The organism is Blastopirellula marina, assembly GCF_002967765.1.
In the GTDB taxonomy this organism is placed as follows: domain Bacteria; phylum Planctomycetota; class Planctomycetia; order Pirellulales; family Pirellulaceae; genus Bremerella; species Bremerella marina_A.
In genome coordinates this window covers 555,994-577,782 of record NZ_PUHY01000006.1, presented here as the reverse complement: position 1 = coordinate 577,782, position 21,789 = coordinate 555,994, and the positions used below count along the sequence as shown (strand labels likewise).

General features: G+C 52.1%; 13 protein-coding genes and 1 pseudogene. 8 read left to right on the top strand and 6 right to left on the bottom strand.

Annotation, left to right across the window (positions count from 1 at the left end; all coding sequences use genetic code 11):
- The first annotated feature begins 34 nt into the window (after positions 1-34).
- Entirely contained in the window at positions 35-844 is an 810-nt protein-coding gene (locus C5Y83_RS10280) for an SDR family NAD(P)-dependent oxidoreductase (RefSeq protein WP_105329581.1), read from the top strand.
- Between the two features lie 3 nt (positions 845-847).
- Here the strand turns inward: C5Y83_RS10280 and C5Y83_RS10275 are convergent, their stop codons facing one another.
- Complete coding sequence (locus C5Y83_RS10275; protein ID WP_105329580.1) at positions 848-1,861, bottom strand: zinc-dependent alcohol dehydrogenase family protein; 1,014 nt, start codon at positions 1,859-1,861, stop codon at positions 848-850.
- 200 nt (positions 1,862-2,061) lie between these two features.
- Here C5Y83_RS10275 and C5Y83_RS30065 point away from each other — a divergent pair.
- Together C5Y83_RS30065 and C5Y83_RS10265 are read left to right on the top strand one after the other, a co-directional pair.
- Positions 2,062-3,603 (top strand): annotated as a pseudogene (locus C5Y83_RS30065) (N,N-dimethylformamidase beta subunit family domain-containing protein).
- Positions 3,604-3,636: 33 nt separating this feature from the next.
- The gene (locus C5Y83_RS10265; RefSeq protein ID WP_105329579.1) at positions 3,637-5,796 is read left to right on the top strand and encodes a c-type cytochrome; all 2,160 of its coding nucleotides are present in this window, start codon (positions 3,637-3,639) and stop codon (positions 5,794-5,796) included.
- Positions 5,797-5,992: 196 nt separating this feature from the next.
- On the opposite strand, the gene C5Y83_RS10260 is transcribed toward C5Y83_RS10265, so the two are convergent.
- The 3 genes from C5Y83_RS10260 to C5Y83_RS10250 all read right to left on the bottom strand — a co-directional run bounded on the left by C5Y83_RS10260 (position 5,993) and on the right by C5Y83_RS10250 (position 9,507).
- On the bottom strand, positions 5,993-7,354 hold the full coding sequence (locus C5Y83_RS10260) for a sigma-54-dependent transcriptional regulator (RefSeq protein WP_105329578.1): 1,362 nt from the start codon (positions 7,352-7,354) through the stop codon (positions 5,993-5,995).
- Positions 7,355-7,358: 4 nt separating this feature from the next.
- Positions 7,359-8,618, bottom strand: coding sequence for a two-component system sensor histidine kinase NtrB (locus tag C5Y83_RS10255; RefSeq protein WP_158262314.1), 1,260 nt, complete (start codon positions 8,616-8,618; stop codon positions 7,359-7,361).
- Positions 8,619-8,841: 223 nt separating this feature from the next.
- A complete protein-coding gene (locus tag C5Y83_RS10250) occupies positions 8,842-9,507 on the bottom strand; it encodes a carbonic anhydrase (protein WP_105329576.1) in 666 nt (221 codons plus the stop codon).
- Positions 9,508-9,889: 382 nt separating this feature from the next.
- On the opposite strand from C5Y83_RS10250, the gene C5Y83_RS10245 reads away from it, so the two are divergent.
- From C5Y83_RS10245 to C5Y83_RS10225, 5 genes are all read left to right on the top strand, one after another.
- A complete protein-coding gene (locus C5Y83_RS10245) occupies positions 9,890-12,898 on the top strand; it encodes a DUF2309 domain-containing protein (RefSeq protein WP_105329575.1) in 3,009 nt (1,002 codons plus the stop codon).
- A gap of 2 nt (positions 12,899-12,900) precedes the next feature.
- Complete coding sequence (locus C5Y83_RS10240; RefSeq protein WP_105329574.1) at positions 12,901-14,289, top strand: proton-conducting transporter membrane subunit; 1,389 nt, start codon at positions 12,901-12,903, stop codon at positions 14,287-14,289.
- Positions 14,289-15,719 carry a proton-conducting transporter membrane subunit gene (locus C5Y83_RS10235; protein WP_105329573.1) on the top strand — a complete coding sequence of 477 codons (1,431 nt, stop codon included), beginning with the start codon at positions 14,289-14,291 and terminating at the stop codon, positions 15,717-15,719. Before C5Y83_RS10240 ends, C5Y83_RS10235 begins: the two co-directional genes overlap by 1 nt.
- A gap of 663 nt (positions 15,720-16,382) precedes the next feature.
- The gene (locus tag C5Y83_RS10230) at positions 16,383-18,308 is read left to right on the top strand and encodes an arylsulfatase (protein ID WP_105329713.1); all 1,926 of its coding nucleotides are present in this window, start codon (positions 16,383-16,385) and stop codon (positions 18,306-18,308) included.
- Positions 18,309-18,436: 128 nt separating this feature from the next.
- Entirely contained in the window at positions 18,437-20,242 is a 1,806-nt protein-coding gene (locus tag C5Y83_RS10225) for a hypothetical protein (protein WP_105329572.1), read from the top strand.
- A gap of 45 nt (positions 20,243-20,287) precedes the next feature.
- Here the strand turns inward: C5Y83_RS10225 and C5Y83_RS10220 are convergent, their stop codons facing one another.
- Together C5Y83_RS10220 and C5Y83_RS10215 are read right to left on the bottom strand one after the other, a co-directional pair.
- On the bottom strand, positions 20,288-21,073 hold the full coding sequence (locus C5Y83_RS10220) for a glycosyltransferase family 2 protein (protein WP_158262313.1): 786 nt from the start codon (positions 21,071-21,073) through the stop codon (positions 20,288-20,290).
- 119 nt (positions 21,074-21,192) lie between these two features.
- Positions 21,193-21,780 (bottom strand): hypothetical protein, encoded by a 588-nt coding sequence (locus C5Y83_RS10215; RefSeq protein ID WP_105329570.1) that lies wholly within the window; start codon positions 21,778-21,780, stop codon positions 21,193-21,195.
- Positions 21,781-21,789: the final 9 nt, after the last annotated feature.

Here is a 21,789-nt window from a genome sequence, read left to right as displayed (position 1 = left end):
ATTCGGTTAACACGGCAACGAAGGAGTTCACACATTGAATCTTGGCATCGACGGCCACACGGCTTTGATCACGGGTGGGGCAAGTGGCATCGGCTTGGCTACCGCGCGCGCGTTTGCTGCCGAGGGATGTTCCGTCGTGCTCTGGGATCTTTCATCCAAGGTTGGTGATGTCGCCCAGGAGATTGAACAAGATTTTGGCGTGCGCGCGTTAGGCAGCGTCGTCGATATTGTGAATCAAATCACAATCGACACGGCGCTCGATGAACTGGCAGCGATGGAAACCTCGATCGATCACGTGGTGCACTGTGCTGCGATGGGATCAGGTAAGTTTGGCTTTCCCTTTACGAATCTTCAGCCGGCAGATTGGGGCAAGACGCTGCAGGTCAACATTCAGGGTATGGTTAACATCGCGCACGCGCTGACGCCGCAGTTCGTGAAGCGAAAGCAGGGGACATTTGTGTTTCTCGCCTCAGTGGCGGGCCAGATCGGTTCGCAGACGGATCCGCCGTACAGTGCCAGCAAAGCGGCCAATATCAACTTCGCCCAGTGTATGGCCAAAGATCTCGCGCCGCATAATGTTCGGGTGAACACCGTCTGCCCCGGCATGGTGCAAACACCGCTAAATCGATCGGTTTGGCAGGCTTGGTACGACGATGCTTCGGATGACGAAAAGCTGAGTTACGAAGAGTGGGCCGCGGTCAAGATTAAAAACGTCGTTCCGCTGGGACGCTGGCAAACGTGTGAAGACATTGCCGCGATGATCGTGTTTCTTTCGTCAAAGAAGGCGGCCCAGGTCACGGGCCAGACTGTCAATGTGGACGGCGGTTTTGTAATGCACTGGTAACGATTACTTGTCCATCACCAGCACCTTTGCTCCTTGAATGCGTCCTTGCTTTAGTTCGACTAAGGCCTGGTTGGCTTGGTCGAGTGAGTAAGTCGTGACCTTCGGACGAATCGGGATTTCCGCGGCCAGCGGAAGGAACTCCCGAATGTCGTACTGCGTGATGTTGGCGACGGTCTTGATCTCACGTTCCATCCACAGATGTTCGTGGTAGCTCAACTTCAGCAGTGATTTTTTGTCGCTTTCTTCTTTACGAATTGCGTTGATAACGAGCCGGCCACCTGGTGCCAGATTTGCGAGACCTTCGACCACTGGTTTCCAGGCCGGTGTGGTGTCTATGATCGCATCGAGAGGTTCCGGTGCGCGCTCTTCGGTGTGGCCTGCCCAGACGGCACCAAGTTCCTGTGCGAACGCTTGTACTTCCGGGTGTCGAGCAAACACATAGACCTTGGTGTCCGGGAACTGATGACGCACCATCTGGAGCACTAAATGGGCAGAACCGCCGAAGCCTGTGAGCCCGAGTTTTTGTCCATTGCGAATTCCACTTAAGCGAACCGCTCGATAGCCAATCGCTCCGGCACATAAGAGAGGAGCCGCCTCGGCCGAACCAAAGCTTTCAGGAATGGGATAAGCGTAATTCGCCGGAACGGTCATGTACTCTGCATAGCCACCATTCACATCGCGGCCGGTCGCTTGGAACTGCGGGCTGACGTTCTCGTATTGGTCGCCGCTGGACGAATGAATCCATCCGACACCAACGCGATCGCCAATGCGGTGCGTGCTGGTGCCGTCTCCGAGCTGCTCGACGTAACCGACGACTTCGTGGCCTGGCACCACAGGGTAGTTAGGAGGGGCCGTTCGTCCTTCGATCTCGTCGAGTTCCGTATGGCAAACGCCGCACGCGACCACCCGAATTAAGATCTCCCCGGCTTGGGGAGTAGGAATCGGAAGGTCAACAAGTTGCAAAGGAGTTTTGTTATCGCTTAGCGAGCAAGTTTCGCGAAGTACCAGGGCTTTCATCTTCTTCTCCTGCACTAGCGATAGGCAGCGTTCGATCGTTCTAGCTCTATCGGAAAGTTTATCGCTCGTTGCTCCTGAGACCAACTGAATAGGCCAGGTGATTCCACGATATATCTGGAATTCGCTTCTGCGTCGTGGCAGGCTATGCTACGCTGAGAACACCCTCCTCATTTTCCTGCCTTAGCCGACGATCATTTGCCATGAGTGACGACACTTCTCCGGTTCCACGGCGAGCGTTCTTGAAGGGGACACTCGCCACGACCATGATTACCACTACGGCCGAATTGGCTCGAACTGCCTATGCGGAAGCCAGGTCAACGAATGACACTCTCATCCAAAAAGAGAACGCTAAGTCCGGTGCGGACGATTGGCAGCTAACCCGCGTGCGTGTCGATGCCGAGGGCTTTCGCAGCCCATGGATTGAAGGCTACTGCTCGAAGCAAAGTGTCGCTGCAGGCGAATCGATAGATGTGATGGTATCTTGCAACCCGGCACGATCCTTTCGGCTAGAGCTATTCCGAATGGGGTACTACGGCGGTAAAGGTGCGCGGCTTGTAAAAAACTACGGACCGTTGGAAGCAAGCACGCAGCCTACGCCGACTCCAGGAGAGAAGAACTTGCACGAGTGTCGCTGGGCAACCTCACTGACGATCGATATTCCCGCAGATTGGTTGAGTGGTGTTTACATCGGCCGCTTGACCACGATTCCTGAACCGGGGGAAGCCTATTGGCAGAGCCATATCGTGTTCGTTGTTCGCGATAACCGTCCCACCGATATCTTGTTTCAAGTCAGCGATAACACATGGCAGGCCTACAATCGCTGGCCGAATAACTACTCGATCTATACGCATCCGAAGGGAAACCAAGGACCTTGGGCCGATGTTAGTTTCGATCGACCATATGGTCGCGAGGCTTAGCATAACGGTGTGGTCGACGATCCAAGGACTGTGGGTTCTGGTGAGTTTCTTCCGTTTGAGTTTCCTTTAGCCTATTGGCTTGAACAGCATGGCTACGATGTCAGCTACTGTTCCAATAGCGACATGCTGACGCCCGAACGTGGCTTGAATTGCAAAGCATTCATCAGTGTTGGCCATGACGAGTACTGGAATATCCGTCAGTTTAACTCTGTGCAAAAAATGCGGGACGAAGGAGTCAATCTACTCTTTCTATCAGGTAACAGTGTTTGTTGGGTAACTCCGTTTCGCAAAAGCAGCAGCGGTTCGCCTAACCGAATCATCTTCCGAGGTGGGCCTTACGGTGGAGAGCAATCGCATGCGGTGACTCGGCACGCCGAGCATGGTCCGTTCCCGCATCGTGGGCCTGATGAAGGGATGTTGATGGGGGCTCGTAATGTGCGACCGGTCAACGGAGGTGGCGACTGGGTGATTACCAATCCCGAACATTGGATGTTCGCTGGCACGAACATCAAGGAAGGGGATGCCATCCCTGGCTTGGTCGGTTGGGAATACCATGGTGACCCAGCTGAAATCGAAGGCCTGGAAGTTGTCGCAGGCGGAACTGCATGGCAAGGTGGTGTTAATCCGCAGAACTGGACCGCAACGATTTATCCTGGTCCCAAAGGGAACTATGTCTTCAATGCGGCGACGATCTTCTGGGCGCAAGGACTTAGCACGCCGCCTGGGCATGTGCTGCCGTGGTCGCATTGGTCGCGCCCCCACGGGCCGGATGTTCGCGTCCAGCGAATCACGCACAATCTCCTCCGCCGTGCGATCCACAGCTAACAGGCTTAACCAATATTCCGGAGTCATTCTCTGATGTTCACGCGTACGTTCATTTGTGGTTTCGTGGTCCTTGGCGTTGCCACAGTTTCGATTGGCGAAGAGGCCAAGTTGTCGACGATCTCCGTTCCAGAAGAATACCAGGTCGAAGTGGCTGCCTCCTCAGCGCTGGTGGCGCATCCCTTGATGGCTGACTTCGACGAGCAAGGTCGTTTGTATGTCGCGGCCAGCGCCGGCGAGAATCTGCCCCGTGAAGAACTGGAGAAGCAACTTCCCAACTTTGTCCGCCGCTTAGAAGATACCAACGGTGACGGCGTATTCGATAAAGCGACCACGTTCGCGGACAATATGACGTTCCCACAAGGCTGTATGTGGCTTGAAGGCTCGTTGTACGTGGCCTCTAGCGGTGCGATTTGGAAACTGACCGACACCGACGACGATGGCGTTGCGGACGAACGCGTGAAACTTGTTGGTGACTTCGGCTATACCGGCAACGCTGCGGATGTGCATGGTCCGTTTAAAGGGCCGGAAGGCAGAATCTATTGGTGCGAAGGACGACACGGTCACGAGATTGTCGATTCCGAAGGCCAACTAGTCAGCAAAGGGAAAGCGGCACGCATCTTCTCATGCCTTCCGGATGGCAGCGATGTGCAGACGTTTAGTACCGGGGGAATGGACAACCCGGTTGAAATCGTTTTTACGCCCAGTGGCGATATGCTGGGAACGGTGAACTTAATGTACTCACGGCCACGGGGAGATTGCCTGGTCCATTGGCAATATGGAGGTGTCTACCCGCGAGAAGACTTTGCGGAAAGCCTCGACAGCGAGTTCGTGCGGACAGGCCCACTGCTTTCGGAAATATATAACTTTGGTCACGTCGCGGTCTCGGGCTTATGCCGCTGGACTTCCAAAAGTAGCGAGACGTTGCTCGTTACTGAGTTCAATACGAATCGAGTTGTTCAAGTCGATTTGAAGTCCGCTGGCAGTTCGTACGAAACGCAGCAAGTAGAAGACTTCTTCGTGTCGACCGACAAAGATTTCCATCCGACCGATGTGCTGGAAGCTCCTGATGGATCGTTGTTGGTAATCGATACCGGAGGTTGGTTTCGCATTGGCTGTCCCCAATCGGGCGTCGCGAAGTCGCATATCGAAGGAGCCATCTATCGAGTTAAACGGACGAAAAATAGTCCGAGTCGAAAGCTGAGCCAAACCGATTCAAAGGTCGATGTCGTTTGGAAACTTCGGAACAATCCAACACAAAAAACGTTAAAGCAGTTCATTACTCTATTGGAGTCTGGCGAACCGCCGATTCGCGAAGCAGTAGCTCGGTCGCTGCAAGATTGGCCTGCGGAAGTCGATCGGAAAAAGGCGATCTTACCACTGCTTCAATTGGCCAAAGAAGGAACACCTGCGGAGCGTCGCAATGCTCTCGCCACACTTGCCCATTGGAAAGTGAATGGCGATTTGTTCGTGAGAACATTGATTGAAATGCTGCCGGAAGTCGAGAGCGATCCGCAACTTCGACACGCTGCTATCTTGGGACTGATCCGAAGCGACCGTCGCGATCTGCTGCGTCAGGCCGTACTTGATCCGCGTATTGAGGTCAGTCATGCCGCTTCGCTGTCCCTAGAACAACTAACTCGACCCGCCGCGTTGGTCGATGATAGCGACTGGCTTGAGATACCGGCGCCTTCGATGGGGCAGCCGTTAACGGAATCGCAAAAGCAAACGCTTCTGGATGTTGAGGCGAAGCTTGGTGATGGGGATGCGATCCGCGGGCGTGACGTCTTTTTTTCCACCCAGGCAACTTGTAGTAAGTGTCACCGCGTGACAGGCGAAGGGGGACTGGTTGGGCCTGATCTAACCACGATTGGCCGCAGTCGATCGCGCCGCGATCTGTTGGAATCGATACTGTATCCGAGTGCAACATTTGCCCGTGGCTTTGCACCTTACCTGGTGATGACTGAGGAGGGGAAGGCGCACACCGGGATCATCTTAGGGGAGAGCCCAAAACAATTGCACATTGGAATCGATCATGAAAAGTCAGCAAAGGTTGCCAGCCGGTCGATCGAGGCCATCCGCGCCAGCGATACTTCGATCATGCCGGCGGAGTTAAACAAAGCTATATCTGAGGAGCAACTGGCCGATCTGTTGGCGTATCTGCAATCCCTAAGCACCGTTTCACAGAGTAGGTAATTGGGAAGCAAGCGATGGGCTTGCGGTATATTCACTTCTATCTCGCTAACTTGTGGTGGTTGCGCAGTGCGTTCCCGTAAGCGAGTTAAGTGAACTTGATGGTTGGCAAATGTCGAGGAAATTCTTCCAGAAGAACAGTTAACGCGATTCTCCTGGTGTTAGCTCTGAATGACTGCAATGTCGACATCTATGGATACTAATGCAGTCCATATCGGCTCATTTTATAATGTAGGGTACGTATGCTGACACCCAACATTCTTGCCGTTTGCTCACGATGAAAGTCGTTTGCGGCCAGGGAAGCCAGGATTGCTTCTTTCTCCGCAGACTCGGTTACTTCTGCTAATGAACGAAGTTGGTTTGAAGACTTGTTTATAGCGGCCGCATTGAGTTCGGCTGGCAAATCTTTGGCAGCAATCCTCTCGTCGTTAACGGTGACAACCAAACGTTCAATGACATTGCGAAGTTGGCGGACGTTGCCTGGCCAATTCGCCGACATTAGGACCTGCAATGCGTCGTCGCTGAGTGTCTTCGTTGGCCGATGATGACGCGTACAAAAGTGAATCAGGAAGTGATCCGTCAATAGAGGAATGTCCTCGCGCCGTTGCCGCAGAGGTGGGACGTCAATTGGGACAATATTAAGGCGGTAAAAGAGATCCTCGCGGAAGCCACCTTCTTCCACAAGTTGAGGTATGTCTCGGTTGGTTGCTGATACGATTCGCGCATCTGACGAAATCACATCCTCGCCACCCACCCTTGTGAATAGTCCCGTTTCAAGAACACGCAGCAGATCTACCTGGCACTTCATCGGGATTTCGGTAATCTCGTCGAGAAAGAGGGTTCCTCGCATGGATTGTTCAAAGCATCCAGGTTTTTGGCGAAATGCCCCGGTAAATGCCCCTTTTTCGTGACCGAACAATTCGCTTTCTAGCAAGTTCTCCGGCAGCGCACCAAGATTTACGGGAATGAATGGAGAGGCGAAACGTCGGCTCATATCGTGGATCGCCCTGGCAATCAATTCTTTACCGGTACCACTTTCTCCGTGAATAAGAACGGTGGCATCGGTATCGGCAACCTGTCGAATCTGTTGCAATACGTCGTTGAGGGCTCGGCAATTACCGATGATATTCGGCAACTCACCCGCTTCTGCTAACCGATCTTTCAGGAATCGGTTTTCTGTCTGCAATCGATGATGCGCGACAGCTTTAGCAATCTGTTGTCGAATCAGATTCAAATCAACCGGCTTCGTTATGAAGTCGAACGCACCACGGCGCATGGCGTCGACCGCCATTTCGACGGTACCGTGCGCGGTGATCATAATCATCGTCGTATTGGGTTCGCGTTGTTGGATCAGTGACAATAGTTCCAGGCCGTCGCAATCCCCCGGCAACCGGACATCGGCGATGACGATTTGGAAGTTGCCGGCATCGAATTTATCGATCGCCTCGACGACGTTACTAGCCGTTTCGATTCCGTCGACCTCTTTTTCGAGCCCCTTTGCCAAACCGGAGCGAATGTTGGGCTCGTCGTCCACAATCAAAATACGAAATGCTTCGTCCATGACGTTAATCTAAGAGAGGGGAGACTTGTAAGGTAGGCAACGTCATTACGAAAGTTGTACCATCTTCGCTACTGAGGAAGTCGAGGTTGCCATGATGCTGCCGAACGATTTTGTCACACAGGGAAAGCCCTAATCCGGTACCTTCACTCTTGGTTGTAAAATAGGCATCAAACACGCGTTCGCGGAGACTGTTGGGAATTCCATTGCCCGTATCGGATATTTCTAATCGAACCGAATCAGAATTCGCCGATGCCTTGATGATGAGTTCACCTCCATTGGGCATTGCTTGCATCGCATTGACCAGAATATTAAGCAAAGCTTGTTCCATCCGAACGAGGTCGGCCGTTATTTTGGGCAGCGGAGAGTCCGGTAGAATACTGTGAACCAATATTCCTTGCTCCCGGGCTTGAGGAAGTGCTAAATCGACTTGTCGCTTGATGAGCTTGGCAAGGTCGACCGGTTCCAGATTTAGTTTGTCCATGGATGCAAAATCGCGGAAACCCTCGAGCACACCTCCAATTCGAGTCACTTCTGCCTTGATGACAGCCAGCATCAGTTGAACTTCCTCTGAAACCTGACTTTCCTCCAGTTGCTCTTCCAAGAGTTGAACGTGTAATGACACAGCGGCGAGCGGATTTCGGATTTCATGATGAAGTCCCGCAGCCAAAGAACCAAGGCCCATATAGCGTTCCATTCGCCGCATCCGTTCTTCGATCAAGATGCGTTCTGTTACATCGCGTAACTGCAAGACCTGCCCAATCTCTCTTCCTTCATAGTCACTTAATTTTTGGCACGTCGCCCGTACGGTCCTTCCACTATTATTTGCATGAAAATCACGAGTCATCGAGACAGAACGATCCGACTGCCAGTCTGCTAGGAAGCGATCTAGAGGGATCGTCTTGGAAAGTGATTCCAAGTGCTTACTTACACAATCCGGTTTGCTCCCGAGTAATTCCAGACCTTGGCGATTAATACTGGTGATGAAACCGTTGCGGTCTGTCGTGATGACGGCATGGTCCATACTACTTAAGATATCCCCCGCTAGAGCCTTGAGGTCGCGGAGCGACTCTTGGGATGAGCGGTATGCCCGAGAAAGCAACACTAGGGCGAGCCCGGTTGCAACGAGATTTAGCAAAACCAGGATTGAGAGACGAAATTGCCATCCCAACTCAACGACTAACTCTTTGGCTGTAGCCGTTGAATCACGAGGTAGCTTTCGAGTTAACTCTTCGACGATGGCCTGTTCTCGTAAGAAATCAGCCATCGTCCAGATTGTTATTGCCAAAGCCGTCAAGCTAAGTAGCAGTAGTCCCGCAATGGGAAACCGGAAGTTGTTTTGGGTCCCGCCTTGATGATTACGAAACATAACAAGTTTAAAATATGACGTTATAGAAAACTGACTTAAGCCATTTCAGTCAGTTTTCCCAAACAGCACGGTAATCCATGCAGTGAGACCAAAAACGAAATGAAACGTTTCGTTGATCACGTCATATCGGCGGAAGGTTTCTCTGCAACTCGTTGACTGGAGAAGCGGTTTCCTGGAGAGGTAGGTACTGATTTTTGTCCGGATCGAACGCAAATACTTCGCCAGTCTCGAACTTATACACCCAGCCGTGAAGTTTTAATTCTCCTCGTCCTATCGCGGCGGCGACTGCGGGATGGGTTCTCAAGCTCTCTAATTGAACAAGAACGTTCTCCTCTACCGTCAGCGTCAGCCTTTGTGCGGGATCGGAAAGGTGTGAGTAGTTTTCCTCGACAATTCTACGGGTCGACTCCGCATGCTGAAGATAGGCGCGAACCGCAGGCATTTTCTCGACCATTTCGGGAGAGAGGAGACCTGCCATGGCCCCACAATGGGAGTGACCACAAATGACAATGTCGCGTACTTTCAATGCCGCAACTGCGTACTCGATTGTGGCGGCCTCGCCGCCCAGGATAGACCCATAAGGGGGGACGATATTTCCAGCAGTTCGTTGAATGAACAGTTCGCCAGGCTCGGTTTGAGTAAGACGACTCGGATCAATACGAGAATCTGAGCACGTAATAAATAGTGCCAGGGGATGCTGCCCATCGACGAGTGTCTCGAATAGTTTTTGATCCTTGCTAAATTGTTCTCGCTGAAAGCGATGGATTCCCTGGACTAATTGTTGCATCGGTCAATTCCTTGAATTGGGAGAGGCCTTCTAGTGCAAGTATCTGCATGTCGCCTGCAAATTGCTGCACGACACACGTCAACAGATTCTATTCACAAAGCACTTTTCTGTCCTCATCCCTTGCTGAAATTCTATGTGCCAAGTGAATACATTCGAATATCAGCGAGCCAGATGGGACAGTCTGAACCTTCCCCCATGACAGAATCGATCTAGGCACGAGAATTGCAATTACCTCGCGATCTGCGTACCCTTCATCATCGCCTACGTCCTCCCTTGCTTGCATTTTTCTGAAAAAATATCTAGATCCGATTAACCTTTGACAAACACCACCGTTTCTGCGACCAAGAAAGTCGACGGATCTTCCAGAGCTGATGAAATTCGAATGTGGGTGCAGCATGCTGCGCACCTGTTGCCCTCGCAGGGGCCGATCGAAGTATTTGTTCATCACAATACTCTGCACGCTTTTGAAGAACAGAGTTTTCACCAAGCCGTCATAATGGGGATGGAGCGTTATGGGGCTCATCCCTATCTACCAGAACAAGAGTATCGTCAACTCCTAAAGGAAGGCCGCATCAAGGATGAGGACCTTCAGGCCGTTCTGAGAGAGGATCTGGGTAATCGTGATCAGATTGACGGACTGGGGACGCACGAGCTGATCCGCCTCGCGATGCTTAGTCATCCGGTCCATGTAGGGTCAGATGCGGAATTGCGGTGGATCTTGGCCGAAACCGATGCACTCGATCGATTTCGCATGGAAGTGGCCAAAGATCGACGTGACCGAATCATTGCAGGTACACGGCAATGGTTGTGCCAAGAGCAGGCATCCCAGTCGACTCCCTATGCAGATCTGAATAGTTTGCTGACAAAATTGGGGCGGAATCACCAGAAGTGGGACGAGTCCGCCTGGGAAGCGTTTTCGTTGCATCTGCTATGGCGAATTTGCTGCAATGGAATTCGAGCGATCGCTCCTCGGCAACACACCCACCACATGGTCCGCCCTCGGAATCTAATACTGAATTCGCTCGGTGACGACATCGACCGGAACGTGCATGACTTGTTAATTCGGTTTTGTGCTTCGTATGTGGATCAAGGTTATTCCGATTGGGAATTGCCTTGCCGTGGCGAAGGTTTCTATCAAGCATTTTTGTCGATATACTCGCTGCCGAATTATTTTGCGGAACGATGGCAACAGGGACTTCCCGATGAGTTGCATCGATTAAAGCAATCTGGCATTTCTCCCGAAGAATCGATCGAAGAGTCGTTCCGAGAACTAGGTATTTTGGAATGCGATCGCGAGGAATTTGTGGCCCAAACATTGCTGAGCTTGCGTGGTTGGGCAGGGATGATTTGGCAGATCGAGTCAGGGGCCGGTCCCGTCGTCCATCGTATTCCACAAGGCTCGTTGCTTGGCCTATTAGCGGTTCACTTGATTCTTGAGCGATTTGCCATCATCGACGCAGGCTTAACCGAAACCGGGCAACGTAGTTCCGCCGCAGAAGTAATTCAATTCGCTCGAAGGAAGTTGTCCAAGTCGCATCCACTGAGTATTGAACGCCGAGCATTCCTCCTGTTCCAAGTTGCTCAAACGCTTGGCTGGCAGCCGTTGCAACTGCTGGAGTTGAGTCAGTCTCATTGGCAGGAACTTCATGACGAGGCGGAAGGATTTTCATCGATCGAGCGCCGTCGAATCTATCACGAGGCGTTTGAGCGAAAATATCGCCGGGAAGCCTTGGATGCATTCGTAAGTCATACGCGAAAGCCCCGCGATACTCGGCCCGAACCAGGAACATCACGTCCCAGCTTTCAAATCCTGACTTGCATTGACGACCGTGAAGAGTCTTTCAGGAGGCACTTGGAGGAAGTACATCCCTCGTGTGAGACGTTTGGAGCCGCAGGGTTCTTTGCTGTGGCCATGTATTATCGAGGAGCAGCCGACAGTTTCTATCAGCCGTTATGTCCCAATGTGATTACCCCTAGTAACTATGTTCAGGAGGACGTTGGCTACACGTTTGAAGGACTTCATCAAGAGCGAGCACAGTTGAGGCGGCAATTGGGGCTGGCTGGACATGTATTCCAAACACATAGCCGGACATTCTTGGGAGGCATCGTTGCCGGTATCATTGGATCGCTCGCCACTGTACCCCTCGTGGCTGGTGTACTATTTCCGCATTTAACGGCTCGGATCCGAAGGAAATTGGGCACGCTACTACAGCCACCACCCGTAACGACCCTCCAGTTGGAACGGTATGAAGATACGCCCGGACCAGAAAACGGACACATTGGCTTCAGCCGTGACGAAATGGCGGCCGTTGTTGTAAGGCTTCTTCAGGACATCGGTCTAACACGGTCGGAAGTATTCTCTCGTTTGTTCGTCATTTGCGGTCATGGTTCTTCAAGCTTAAACAATCCTCACGAGTCGGCCTACTGTTGCGGCGCATGTGCTGGAAAACGAGGTGGTCCGAATGCGAGAGCATTTGCCAAAATGGCGAATGATTGGCGAGTGCGATCGAAAGTCAGAGAGGCGGGGATTTCTATTCCGGATGACACCGTTTTCGTTGGAGCCTATCATAATACGTGTGATGACTCGGTCGTTTTCTTCGATTTAGATCTTTTGCCCGCATCGCACCATCGAGATTTTGAAGCCGCCCGGGATGCGATGGAAGAGGCACGTGGACGAAATGCCCACGAACGTTGCCGAAGGTTTGTTTCGGCTCCCCTTTCCATTTCTCAGCGCGAAGCGATTCGCCACGTCGAGTCCCGCGCACAAGATTTTTCTCAAGCTCGTCCGGAATACAACCATGCGACAAATGCGATTTGTATTGTCGGACGACGCCAGTGGTCGCGAGGGTTGTTTCTCGATCGCCGAGCCTTTCTCACGTCGTACGATCCTGCCCAGGACGACAACGAACACTCCATTCTTGCCCGGATCCTGGCAGCAGTAATTCCCGTTTGTGCGGGAATCAATCTTGAATACTACTTCTCGCGTATTGACCATGTCGTCTACGGTTCCGGATCGAAGCTACCCCATAACATCGTGTCGATGCTGGGCGTGATGGAAGGTACATCAAGCGACTTAAGAACTGGCCTCTACCAGCAGATGGTCGAGATCCATGAGCCACTTCGTATGCTCTTTGTTGTTGAGTCTACGCCGGAGGCGATGCTCTCTATAATGCAACGCAATGAGGCGATTGGTCGACTCTGTCGTGGTATGTGGATTCACTTGGCGGTCATCGATCCGGCAACGTCGGAAGTGCAGGTTTATCGAAATGGAAGTTTCGCGCCCTACGAATTCGGTGGCACCTTCCTTCCTTTAGCACCTTCGTCCGTGGCATGTTACCAAGGATCAAGAGATAACGTGCAATTCTTCACGATCGCGGATGCAATGGAGTAGCGATGACGGTCGAATCCGTTCTTTACATTTTAGGCGTTGTTGTCGTCGCCAGCCCGACAATCCTGTTGAGCTCACTTGGTCTTCCGCTTTTGATGGGACTCCATCTCAGCGAAGCGACTCAGTCGAAATTGACAAAAGGTGCTGTCGTTGCCGGGTTCCTAGCCTCCGTATGCATCCTTGGAGTAATGCTGGTCTCAGGCTTACGCCATGTTCCAATCGAATTTGGAAACTGGGTTTCTCTTTCGCAAGAGCACTTTCACTTTCATTTGAAATTCGTTTTCGATCGACTTTCTGTTCCATTTGTCATCCTTACATTTGTCCTTTGTGGGACAGTCGGGGCGTTCGCGTCGGTCTATTTGCATCGAGACCGCGGCTATAGGCGTTTTTTTCTGCTCTACGCATTGTTCCTCTTGGGCATGGTTGTTTCCTCGCTGGCGGGCACGATCGAGACCCTTTTTTTCGGCTGGGAATTGGTCGGGTTGTCGTCCGCGCTTCTTGTTGCCTATTTCCATGAACGTCCGGCGCCTGTTCGTAACGGACTTCGAGTATGGGCGACATATCGCATCGCGGATGCTGCTTTTCTAATCGCCGCCTTGGCCATGCATCACTTGACCGGCGCCGGCGACTTCGACGGCTTGATGGGATCTGGTCCCTGGCCGTACGGAGAGGCGGCGATTGGCTCCACATCCGCCCTGGTGGTTGGCCTTCTTCTTCTCTTGGCAGCAGCGGGAAAGTCAGGCATGGTGCCGTTTTCGGGGTGGATACCCCGTGCGATGGAAGGTCCTACTCCTTCGAGTGCCGTGTTCTATGGAGCACTGTCTGTTCATCTGGGTGTGTTTTTATTGCTGCGAGTAAGCCCTTTGCTCGATGTCTCGATCCCACTACGTATTGCCGTCGTAATGCTGGGAATCACGTCCGCCGTCTTTGGAGCCATCGCATCACGTGCACAGTGCGATGTGAAGAACGCTCTGGCTTTCGCCTCGCTGACCCAAGTGGGGATTATTACCGTCGAGATTGGATTGGGGCTACGATATGTAGCTCTCATTCATATGATTGGCCACGCTTGTTTGAGGACGCTGCAGCTATTGCGAGCACCTTCGGTATTGAAGGACTATCGGATGTTGGAAAATGCCGTAGGAATGCACTTAAGTGGCGATACGGTAGATAAGTCGGTCTCTATTTCTCCAAGTCGGATTTGGCTGTATCGATTCGCTATGGAGAGAGGCTTTCTCGACGCTTTGCTAAATCGCTGGATTGCCCATCCGTTTACAAGTCTCTTTCGTTTCTGCGATTCCATGGAGAAGCGTTGGACGGATCTCCTGTCTGGTGGTGACTCGCATGGGGCAGATCGCTTGGCGCCCTACGGAGATTCACTGGAGGACGTCGAGTAATGTCAGAATTTCACCTGCCATGGCTAAGCCTGGCCATGGCTATGCCGCTATTTGGCGCCATTGCCGTGTCCGTGATGAGGAGTCGAGATCGAGCGTGGAAGGTTAGCGTTGCAACTTGTGGCGTGACGTTATTGTTTGCCTGTGGAGAATGGGCAGATTTTGCGTTGCTCCATTCCTTTCAAGCACATGATCGCTGGGACCTTTTTCGGCTCTTCAATTTGAATGAGAAATTCGTCGTCGATGAATTGAGTGCTCCACTCCTTCCGCTTGGGGCGTTACTTTATTTCGCGACCGTGTTGACCACACTTCGTACGAAAATCAATCGATTTTCGTTCGCCCTGACTCTTTTTTCGGAAGCCGTCTTACTCGCCACACTAGCATGCCGTGAGCCATGGATCATTATTCTTTTGTTGATCGTGGGAGTCATTCCCCCGTGGATCGAACTGCGTAAACGTCGCCAATCAACTCGTGTGTACGTGTTTCATATGAGCTTGTTTGTGGGACTGTTGGTGGTAGGCCAATGTTTGGTGGGGCCAGAGGCATCGGTGACAGATCCGCCTGTTCTGGCTGGTTGCCTTCTGACAGCGGGTGCGCTGATTCGTAGCGGCATATTTCCTTTGCACTGCTGGATGTCTGATCTGTTTGATAAGGCAACGTTTGGGACGGCACTATTGTTTGTCACGCCGATGGCAGGTGCCTATGCCATTATACGGCTGGTCTTCCCGATTGCTCCTTCGTGGGCTTTGCAGAGTATTGCGATCTTATCCTTGGTAACCGCGGTCTATGCTGCCGGCATGGCTCTTGTTCAGAAGGAATCACGTCGTTTCTTTTGCTACGTCTTTCTAAGCCATTCTTCTCTGATTCTGGTTGGCCTGGAAATGGCTACGCCGATTGGCCTTACCGGAGCATTGTGCGTTTGGCTTTCTGTTGGAATATCCCAATTGGGGTTTGGCCTCGCGTTACGATCGGTCGAGGCGCGCACAGGGCGACTCTCGCTAGATGGATTCCATGGGCTATACGAACACACGCCGTTTCTCGCAAACATGTTCTTGCTGACGGGGTTGGCCTCCATCGGTTTCCCAGGCACGATCGGTTTCATCGGCACGGAACTGCTTGTAGAGGGAGCGGTTGATGTCTATCCAATGATTGGCTTCGCTGTTGTCATGGCGACAGCATTGAACGGCATTGCTGTCGTCAAAGCCTACTTTCACGTGTTCACTGGGACACGCCACGTAGCGACAGCATCGCTCGTGTGCCGACCTTCTGAACGCGTGACCATCTTGATTATGGTAGTATTGATCATTGGCGGCGGTGTCTATCCACAACCGGGAGTTATTTCGCGCTATCACGCCGCCACTTCCCTGATCAAGCTACGTGGTGCTGAGAGCGTCACGCCACATCAAGAGCAAAATCTTGGTAGCGAGAAATAAACCAATCCGATTTTGATTCAGATCAACTTTTTAACCTGCAATCGAGCTGTTGTGTCTTGAAATACCTATCAGAAAATTGCAACAGATTTTCCTCGTGGTAAAGCTCAGGCGTTCGCTAATTGATTTTCCTGTGACTTCGCTTCAAGGTTACTGCTCTTTCTGATCGCCTTCTCGCTCTGCATGGCAGTCTCGCTTACTTGCGGTTTGCCCCTATCGCGTGCATCTTCACTGTGGCCTTCTGAACGCTTTGTGACGAGTGCCTCGCCTTAAGTGCTAGACTCGTTGGCCGCCATCTGCGGTGCAGTTCTTCACGAGGCAGTTCATTTATGGAGTTGTCTCAAGGAGATGGCCGGAAGCCACCTTTTCTATTTCGGAAAATGGACTTGCTTCCATCACGAAGCAGTGTTTTCAGAAACGCCGCCAATCTATTTTGTATTAACCCCCATACGATAAGCAGGTTGCCGCCGGGAATTGACTTAGAAAAGTAGAGAGAGGACACTAGGGGCGGGAACCGGTTTCGGTTCCTTACTGCCTAGGGATCAGCATACGGGTTGCAACTCGTGATCCCATGGTCCTTTCTTGTGTGTACAAGCCCCTGTACATCGCTTGTCTTGCAGCAGATACGAGCGCATTGCACCCATAATCCAAAGAATGGGATTCATCATGCTTCAATTCCTTGCCGTTTCGACGCAAATTCTTAGCAAGCTAGATTGCCACCGAACATTCTCGCGTCATCTACTACAGCGGATAACTACACTGGCATTGTTGTTCAGTGCAGTTTTCTTTACGCAATTTGTTCTTGCAGCACAACTTAATGCGGAATCGAACAACCGCCCAAACGTTGTGGTAATACTGACCGACGATCAAGGCTACGGCGAGTTCTCTTGCAATGGTAATCCGATCGCCAGCACGCCGAATATTGATGCTTTGGCCAAGGAGGGCGTTCGGCTAACTGACTTTCATGTATCGCCGATGTGCACGCCCACACGCGGGCAACTTTTATCGGGGCTTGATGCGTTTCGCAATGGTGCGATCAATGTAAGTAGTGGTCGCACGCTACTTCGTCCAGAACTCAAGACAATGGCCGATGTCTTCCGCGCCGCCGGCTATCGCACGGGTCACTTTGGCAAATGGCACTTGGGGGATAACTATCCGTTTCGGCCTGAGGATCGTGGATTCGATGAAGCCGTGTGGTTTCCTTCTTCGCATATTAACAGTGTCCCTGACTATTGGGATAACGACTACTTCGAGGATACTTACGTTCACAATACAAAGCGAGAGAAGTACGCCGGTTATTGCACTGACGTCTTCTTCCAGGAAGCTACCAAGTGGATTGAGAGCGGAGATGACGACCGACCATTCTTCGCTTACATCGCCTTGAACGCAGCGCATTGGCCTTGGTTTGTGCCGGATGAATATCGCGAACCGATTCGGCAAGCCATGCAAAAGAATCCAGAGATCGTGAAAGACCTGAGATCACAGCAGCGTGAGAACCTGGTGAGCTTTCTGGCAATGGGAGCGAACATCGACGACAACGTGGGCCGTTTCGATCAAGCCTTAGAACGCGCTGGGTTGAAAGAGAATACGATTGTGGTCTTTCTAACCGACAACGGCAGCACGATGGGGCCGGATTACTACAACGCCGGCATGCGTGGAAAGAAGACCACCTTATGGGAAGGGGGACATCGCGTTCCTTGTTTCATTCGTTGGCCCGCTGGACTTAGCAAGCCGCACGAGGTTGATGACTTGTCTCATGTCCAAGACTTACTGCCCACGCTGGCTGACTTGAGTGGGAATGCCAAGCATCTTCCAGAGACGCTCGACGGAATGAGTTTGAAGCCGGTTCTATTGAATGAGAATGTAAGCTTGCCTGAGCGAATGCTGGTGATCAATTACAGCCGGATGCCAAGTTTCAAAGTCAGTTACACGAAAGGCAACCCGGCGATTCCACAAAAGAACGGTGCCTGTGTGATGTGGAAAGACTGGCGACTGTTGGAGAACCGTGCCCTCTACAATGTTGAAGATGATCCGCATCAAGACAACGACGTTGCAGCCGATCATCCCGAAGTCGTCCAGCAACTGCGGGCGCATCTTGATGCTTGGTGGGATGAGGTCAAGGGGGACGTCCTCACACCGCAACGAGTAATCCTCGGTTCGGATTCAGAGAATCCGCTTTTGCTTTCCGCTTGCGAATGGCTCGATGTATTCGTCGATCAACAAGTGCAAATTCGGCGCGGCGTCCGCAAAGATGGCAGTTGGCACGTAACGGTGGCTGAGCCAGGAACCTACGCATTTGAACTACGACGTTGGCCCAAGGAAAGTGGCTTAAAGTTGGCGGAGGATTGTCCTGAGACGAAGGTGACCGATGGTACCTACGTGAAAGGTCGCGCTCTGCCGATTTACCATGCTCGGATGCGTATCAATGACGAGGTTCACGATATCGATCAGCCAACCAAGGATCTTACGGCCTTCGAGTTTGAAACAATGCTTGAAAAAGGTCCTGTGGAAATCCAGGCCACACTCCTGGACGATACGAAAAAAGAGATTTGCGGCGTTTACTATTTGTACGTCCATCGCGTCTCTCCCTAAGCGGCAAGCGGTCAAACTCGTATTGGCTAATTGGATAAGCTGGGTTATTCTGTCTTGCAATTCGCGAACCCCTTCATGCCATTGGGTTCGTTCGACGTTCTGCGAACACGAAGCCTGGTTGAAGTCTCATGGAATCGGATTCCGCTGCCGCGCCATCGAAGGTCTCTCAAAGAAGCCTGATCGCTGTCTTTGTGATTACAGCAATCGTCGGCACTCTGCTCGCATACGGCATTCTGTTTTTAGCGGTGCAAGCACGGCATTGTGGCGAGTGGAGCGGTATGTTGCTTTCTGGCTACCAGTTCGGCGTGCCAGATCAGCTTTACGAAAGGGGAGTCGTTCCGAACTGTGAAGTCGGCTGGGATGGTCAATTCTATTACCTACAATCGAACTACTTGAACCCAAAACCGGAAGCTTACCAACACATCGATGCGCCTCCGTATCGCTATCAACGAATTGGTTTGCCGCTGGTGGCTTGGTGCTTTGCCACGCTTACCGGCAGCGATTACGTTTCGCCGCAAATGTACCTATTCGCTTCGCTTCCCTTCTTGGGGCTGGCGATGGGGGCGCTGGCGGCTTGGCTGTTCGCTCATGGTTATTCGCCGTTATGGTGCTTAGGATGGTCTGCGAATTTGGGCATTCCGATTTGCTTGCTGCATGGCCAGCCAGATCCGCTGGCCGATGCCTTCTTTATTCTGGCGATGCTGTCGCTGATTCGTGGAACCCCGATTGCCTATGCGTTGGCCGCATCCATGATGTGCTTAACGCGGGAACCTTATTTCGCGATCGCCGCTGCGGTATTTGCTGCCTCATTCGCTGGTTTTGTTCCTTGGAAGGGCAATCCAGATGACGGTGGCTGGGTGATCACTGTGCTGCGGAAGATGGGGCTAATGAGTCTGGCAAATTGGTTGATGGTCGCCCCGCCGTCAATCGAAGAACCGACGGTACTCGATGGCCGACCAAGCGCATGGAACTATTGGGCCTACCGAACTCCGGTTTGGCAACTGTTCATTTTGGCGATCCCATGCTTTGTGTTTGTCGCTTGGCAGGTTTATCTCTACCGAGTGTTCGGTCAAACAGGTTCGCAATCAGCCGGTGGAACGATTCTCGATTATCCGTTCTTTGCGTTCTTCCGATCCTCCTTCAACTCGCCCAACTATGTGATCCGGCCATTCTATTTCGCCGTGATGATTCTGGGGTTTTGGGTTCTGTGGAACGTGCGCCGAAAGTGGGCATTGTCGCCAATCTTGCTGCCGTACTTTCTGGTACTTACTTTAATGTCGGAAGTGATTTGGATCGACTTCAGCGGATTCACCAAGGCCATGGGTACGGTGTTGGCCACGATGGTCCTTAGCCTTCCACTGTTAACACGACGCACACGATTCTTGATTGGAGTTGTGCTCATCTGTGCGGTGTTAACGTACACACAGGCCTATCGCCGAATCTTGGGTGGCGTCGATTTAGTACCGATCCCAGATTATCAGATCATCAAGCAGATTACCGACATCGATCAGCCGATGCTTAGTGCCCCCAGTTGCTCGATCGAAATCGATAAAGATAAGCTGAAGGAATTGGCTGCCCAGAAGGATGGTGACTATTTGTTTGTGCTGGGGGGACGTCGCTATCCACAGCATTACGTTACCATTCCCATTACCGTGACCAACACTGGAGACGAGCCATGGCTTCGCAGTCGGAACAATCCGGTTCAAATGGTCTATCGATGGATCGATGAGAACGATCGAACCTACTGGTGCCCTGGTGTTGAGCTACCCTATACGATTGAGCCAGGCCAGTCGTTGACGCGTGAGATTTGCTTGCTCTTGCCGCGCGAGTCGGGCCAATTTATGTTTCGCATTACAATGCGACAAGGTTGGGACGATACCTTCGACCAGCGCGAAAGTGGAGGCTTCGTTGAATTTCCGATGACGATTCGCTAAACAGCGTTTGCTTTTCTAACAAGCGAAACCGATGGACCGTAGCGACTAAGCGGCAGACCGTTTCTCGTAAGAATCGTTGTTGGATGCGACCGTTGGTGTCAGCTTGGGCGGAGCTGCTTTCAGGGATTTTCGCAGTTTCCAGATCTGGCCGAACGTCCGTTTACAAAGTCGATACTTACCGGCAAGCGTGCCGCCACCTTTAGATTCCCCTTCGGTTCGCAGATCAAAACGGACATCGACCAGCTCGATCGCCAGATCGAGCTTCTCGGCGACGTACAACAGATAAAGGTCGAGAGTGAAATCATAAGGTGCATCGTCCAGATGATTCATCAGCGAATGATGAAAGACCTTCGGTTGGGCGTTCACGTCAAAGTACGAGCCACCCAATGCCGCGGAAGCGACCCAGCCCATTCCAGAGGTAAAGAACTGATCGAAGAAGGGACGTCCCTTACGATTGCCGCGGACGAGGCTACGCTGCGGGTTAGGCATCTGTTCGATGCGATCGAGCGCGCGAATTACGTCTTCCGGAGGAGTCTGCATGTCGGCGTGCGTCCAAGCCAGGAACTCGCCGTGCCCAGCTTTCAAGCCGAACAGAATCCCATGACCGTAGCCTTGGTTCACTTCTACGCACACGGAACGGGCGAAGTGGTTTTCCGGCCGAGCAAGTAACTGATCCATCACGGCCGGCGTTTCGTCCTTCGAGCCGTTATCGACCAGAATCAACTCGATATCCCCGCGGTCGCCGATGGCATCGCGGAAAGCGGAAACCAGGCGATCGAGGTTCTTCGATTCGTTGTAGCACGGAACGATGATGGAAAGTTTCTTGTTCAAGGGAACCCTCTTGCCGGAAAGTCGGTGATTCGATGGTCCGAATAGGCGTATCTATAGGACATCGGTCTGACCAGGGTCAAGATCAATGGCCGTATGAAGTTACGATGAAGCGGGCGACGTTATTCGCCAATCGCGGCCTTCCACAGATCGGGGCGTTTCGTGCAGATAGCGTCCATCGGATAAGGCTTCAATTCTTCTGCGTACTGAGCGATCGTATCGACACTGCGTCCTTGAAGCTCTGGTGAGACGGCACACAGTTTGAAGTGTGGCTTAAGCTTGGCATAAGTTTCGTCGGTGAGGGGCATCTTGGTAAAGCAATCGACCCAGACCCACTCGACCTCGCCAGCTAACGCCAATGCTGATTCGACCGGTTCGTATTCCGAGAAGCGGACAGCAATCTTGCGTTCGCCCAGTTTGCATAACGTACGAATCATGGGATAGGACGAATCAAGGAAGAAATAATCTTTCAGCTTGCCTTGAATCATTTCTAAGACGCGATGTTCGATCCGTTCGCTCTTGATGTTTAGTATCATCAATCCGTGATGATACTGTTCAAGGTAATCTGCGAAGCGTTCGCCGTCCGTGAACGGATCGTGCTGCAAGATGAGATCGTCACCATGATCACGTAGGTCGAGTTCGACACCATATTCCGGTGGAACGTCAGCCAGTTGGTGACAGGTGTTGATTCGGTGGGCGATATATTGCATCAAGAAACC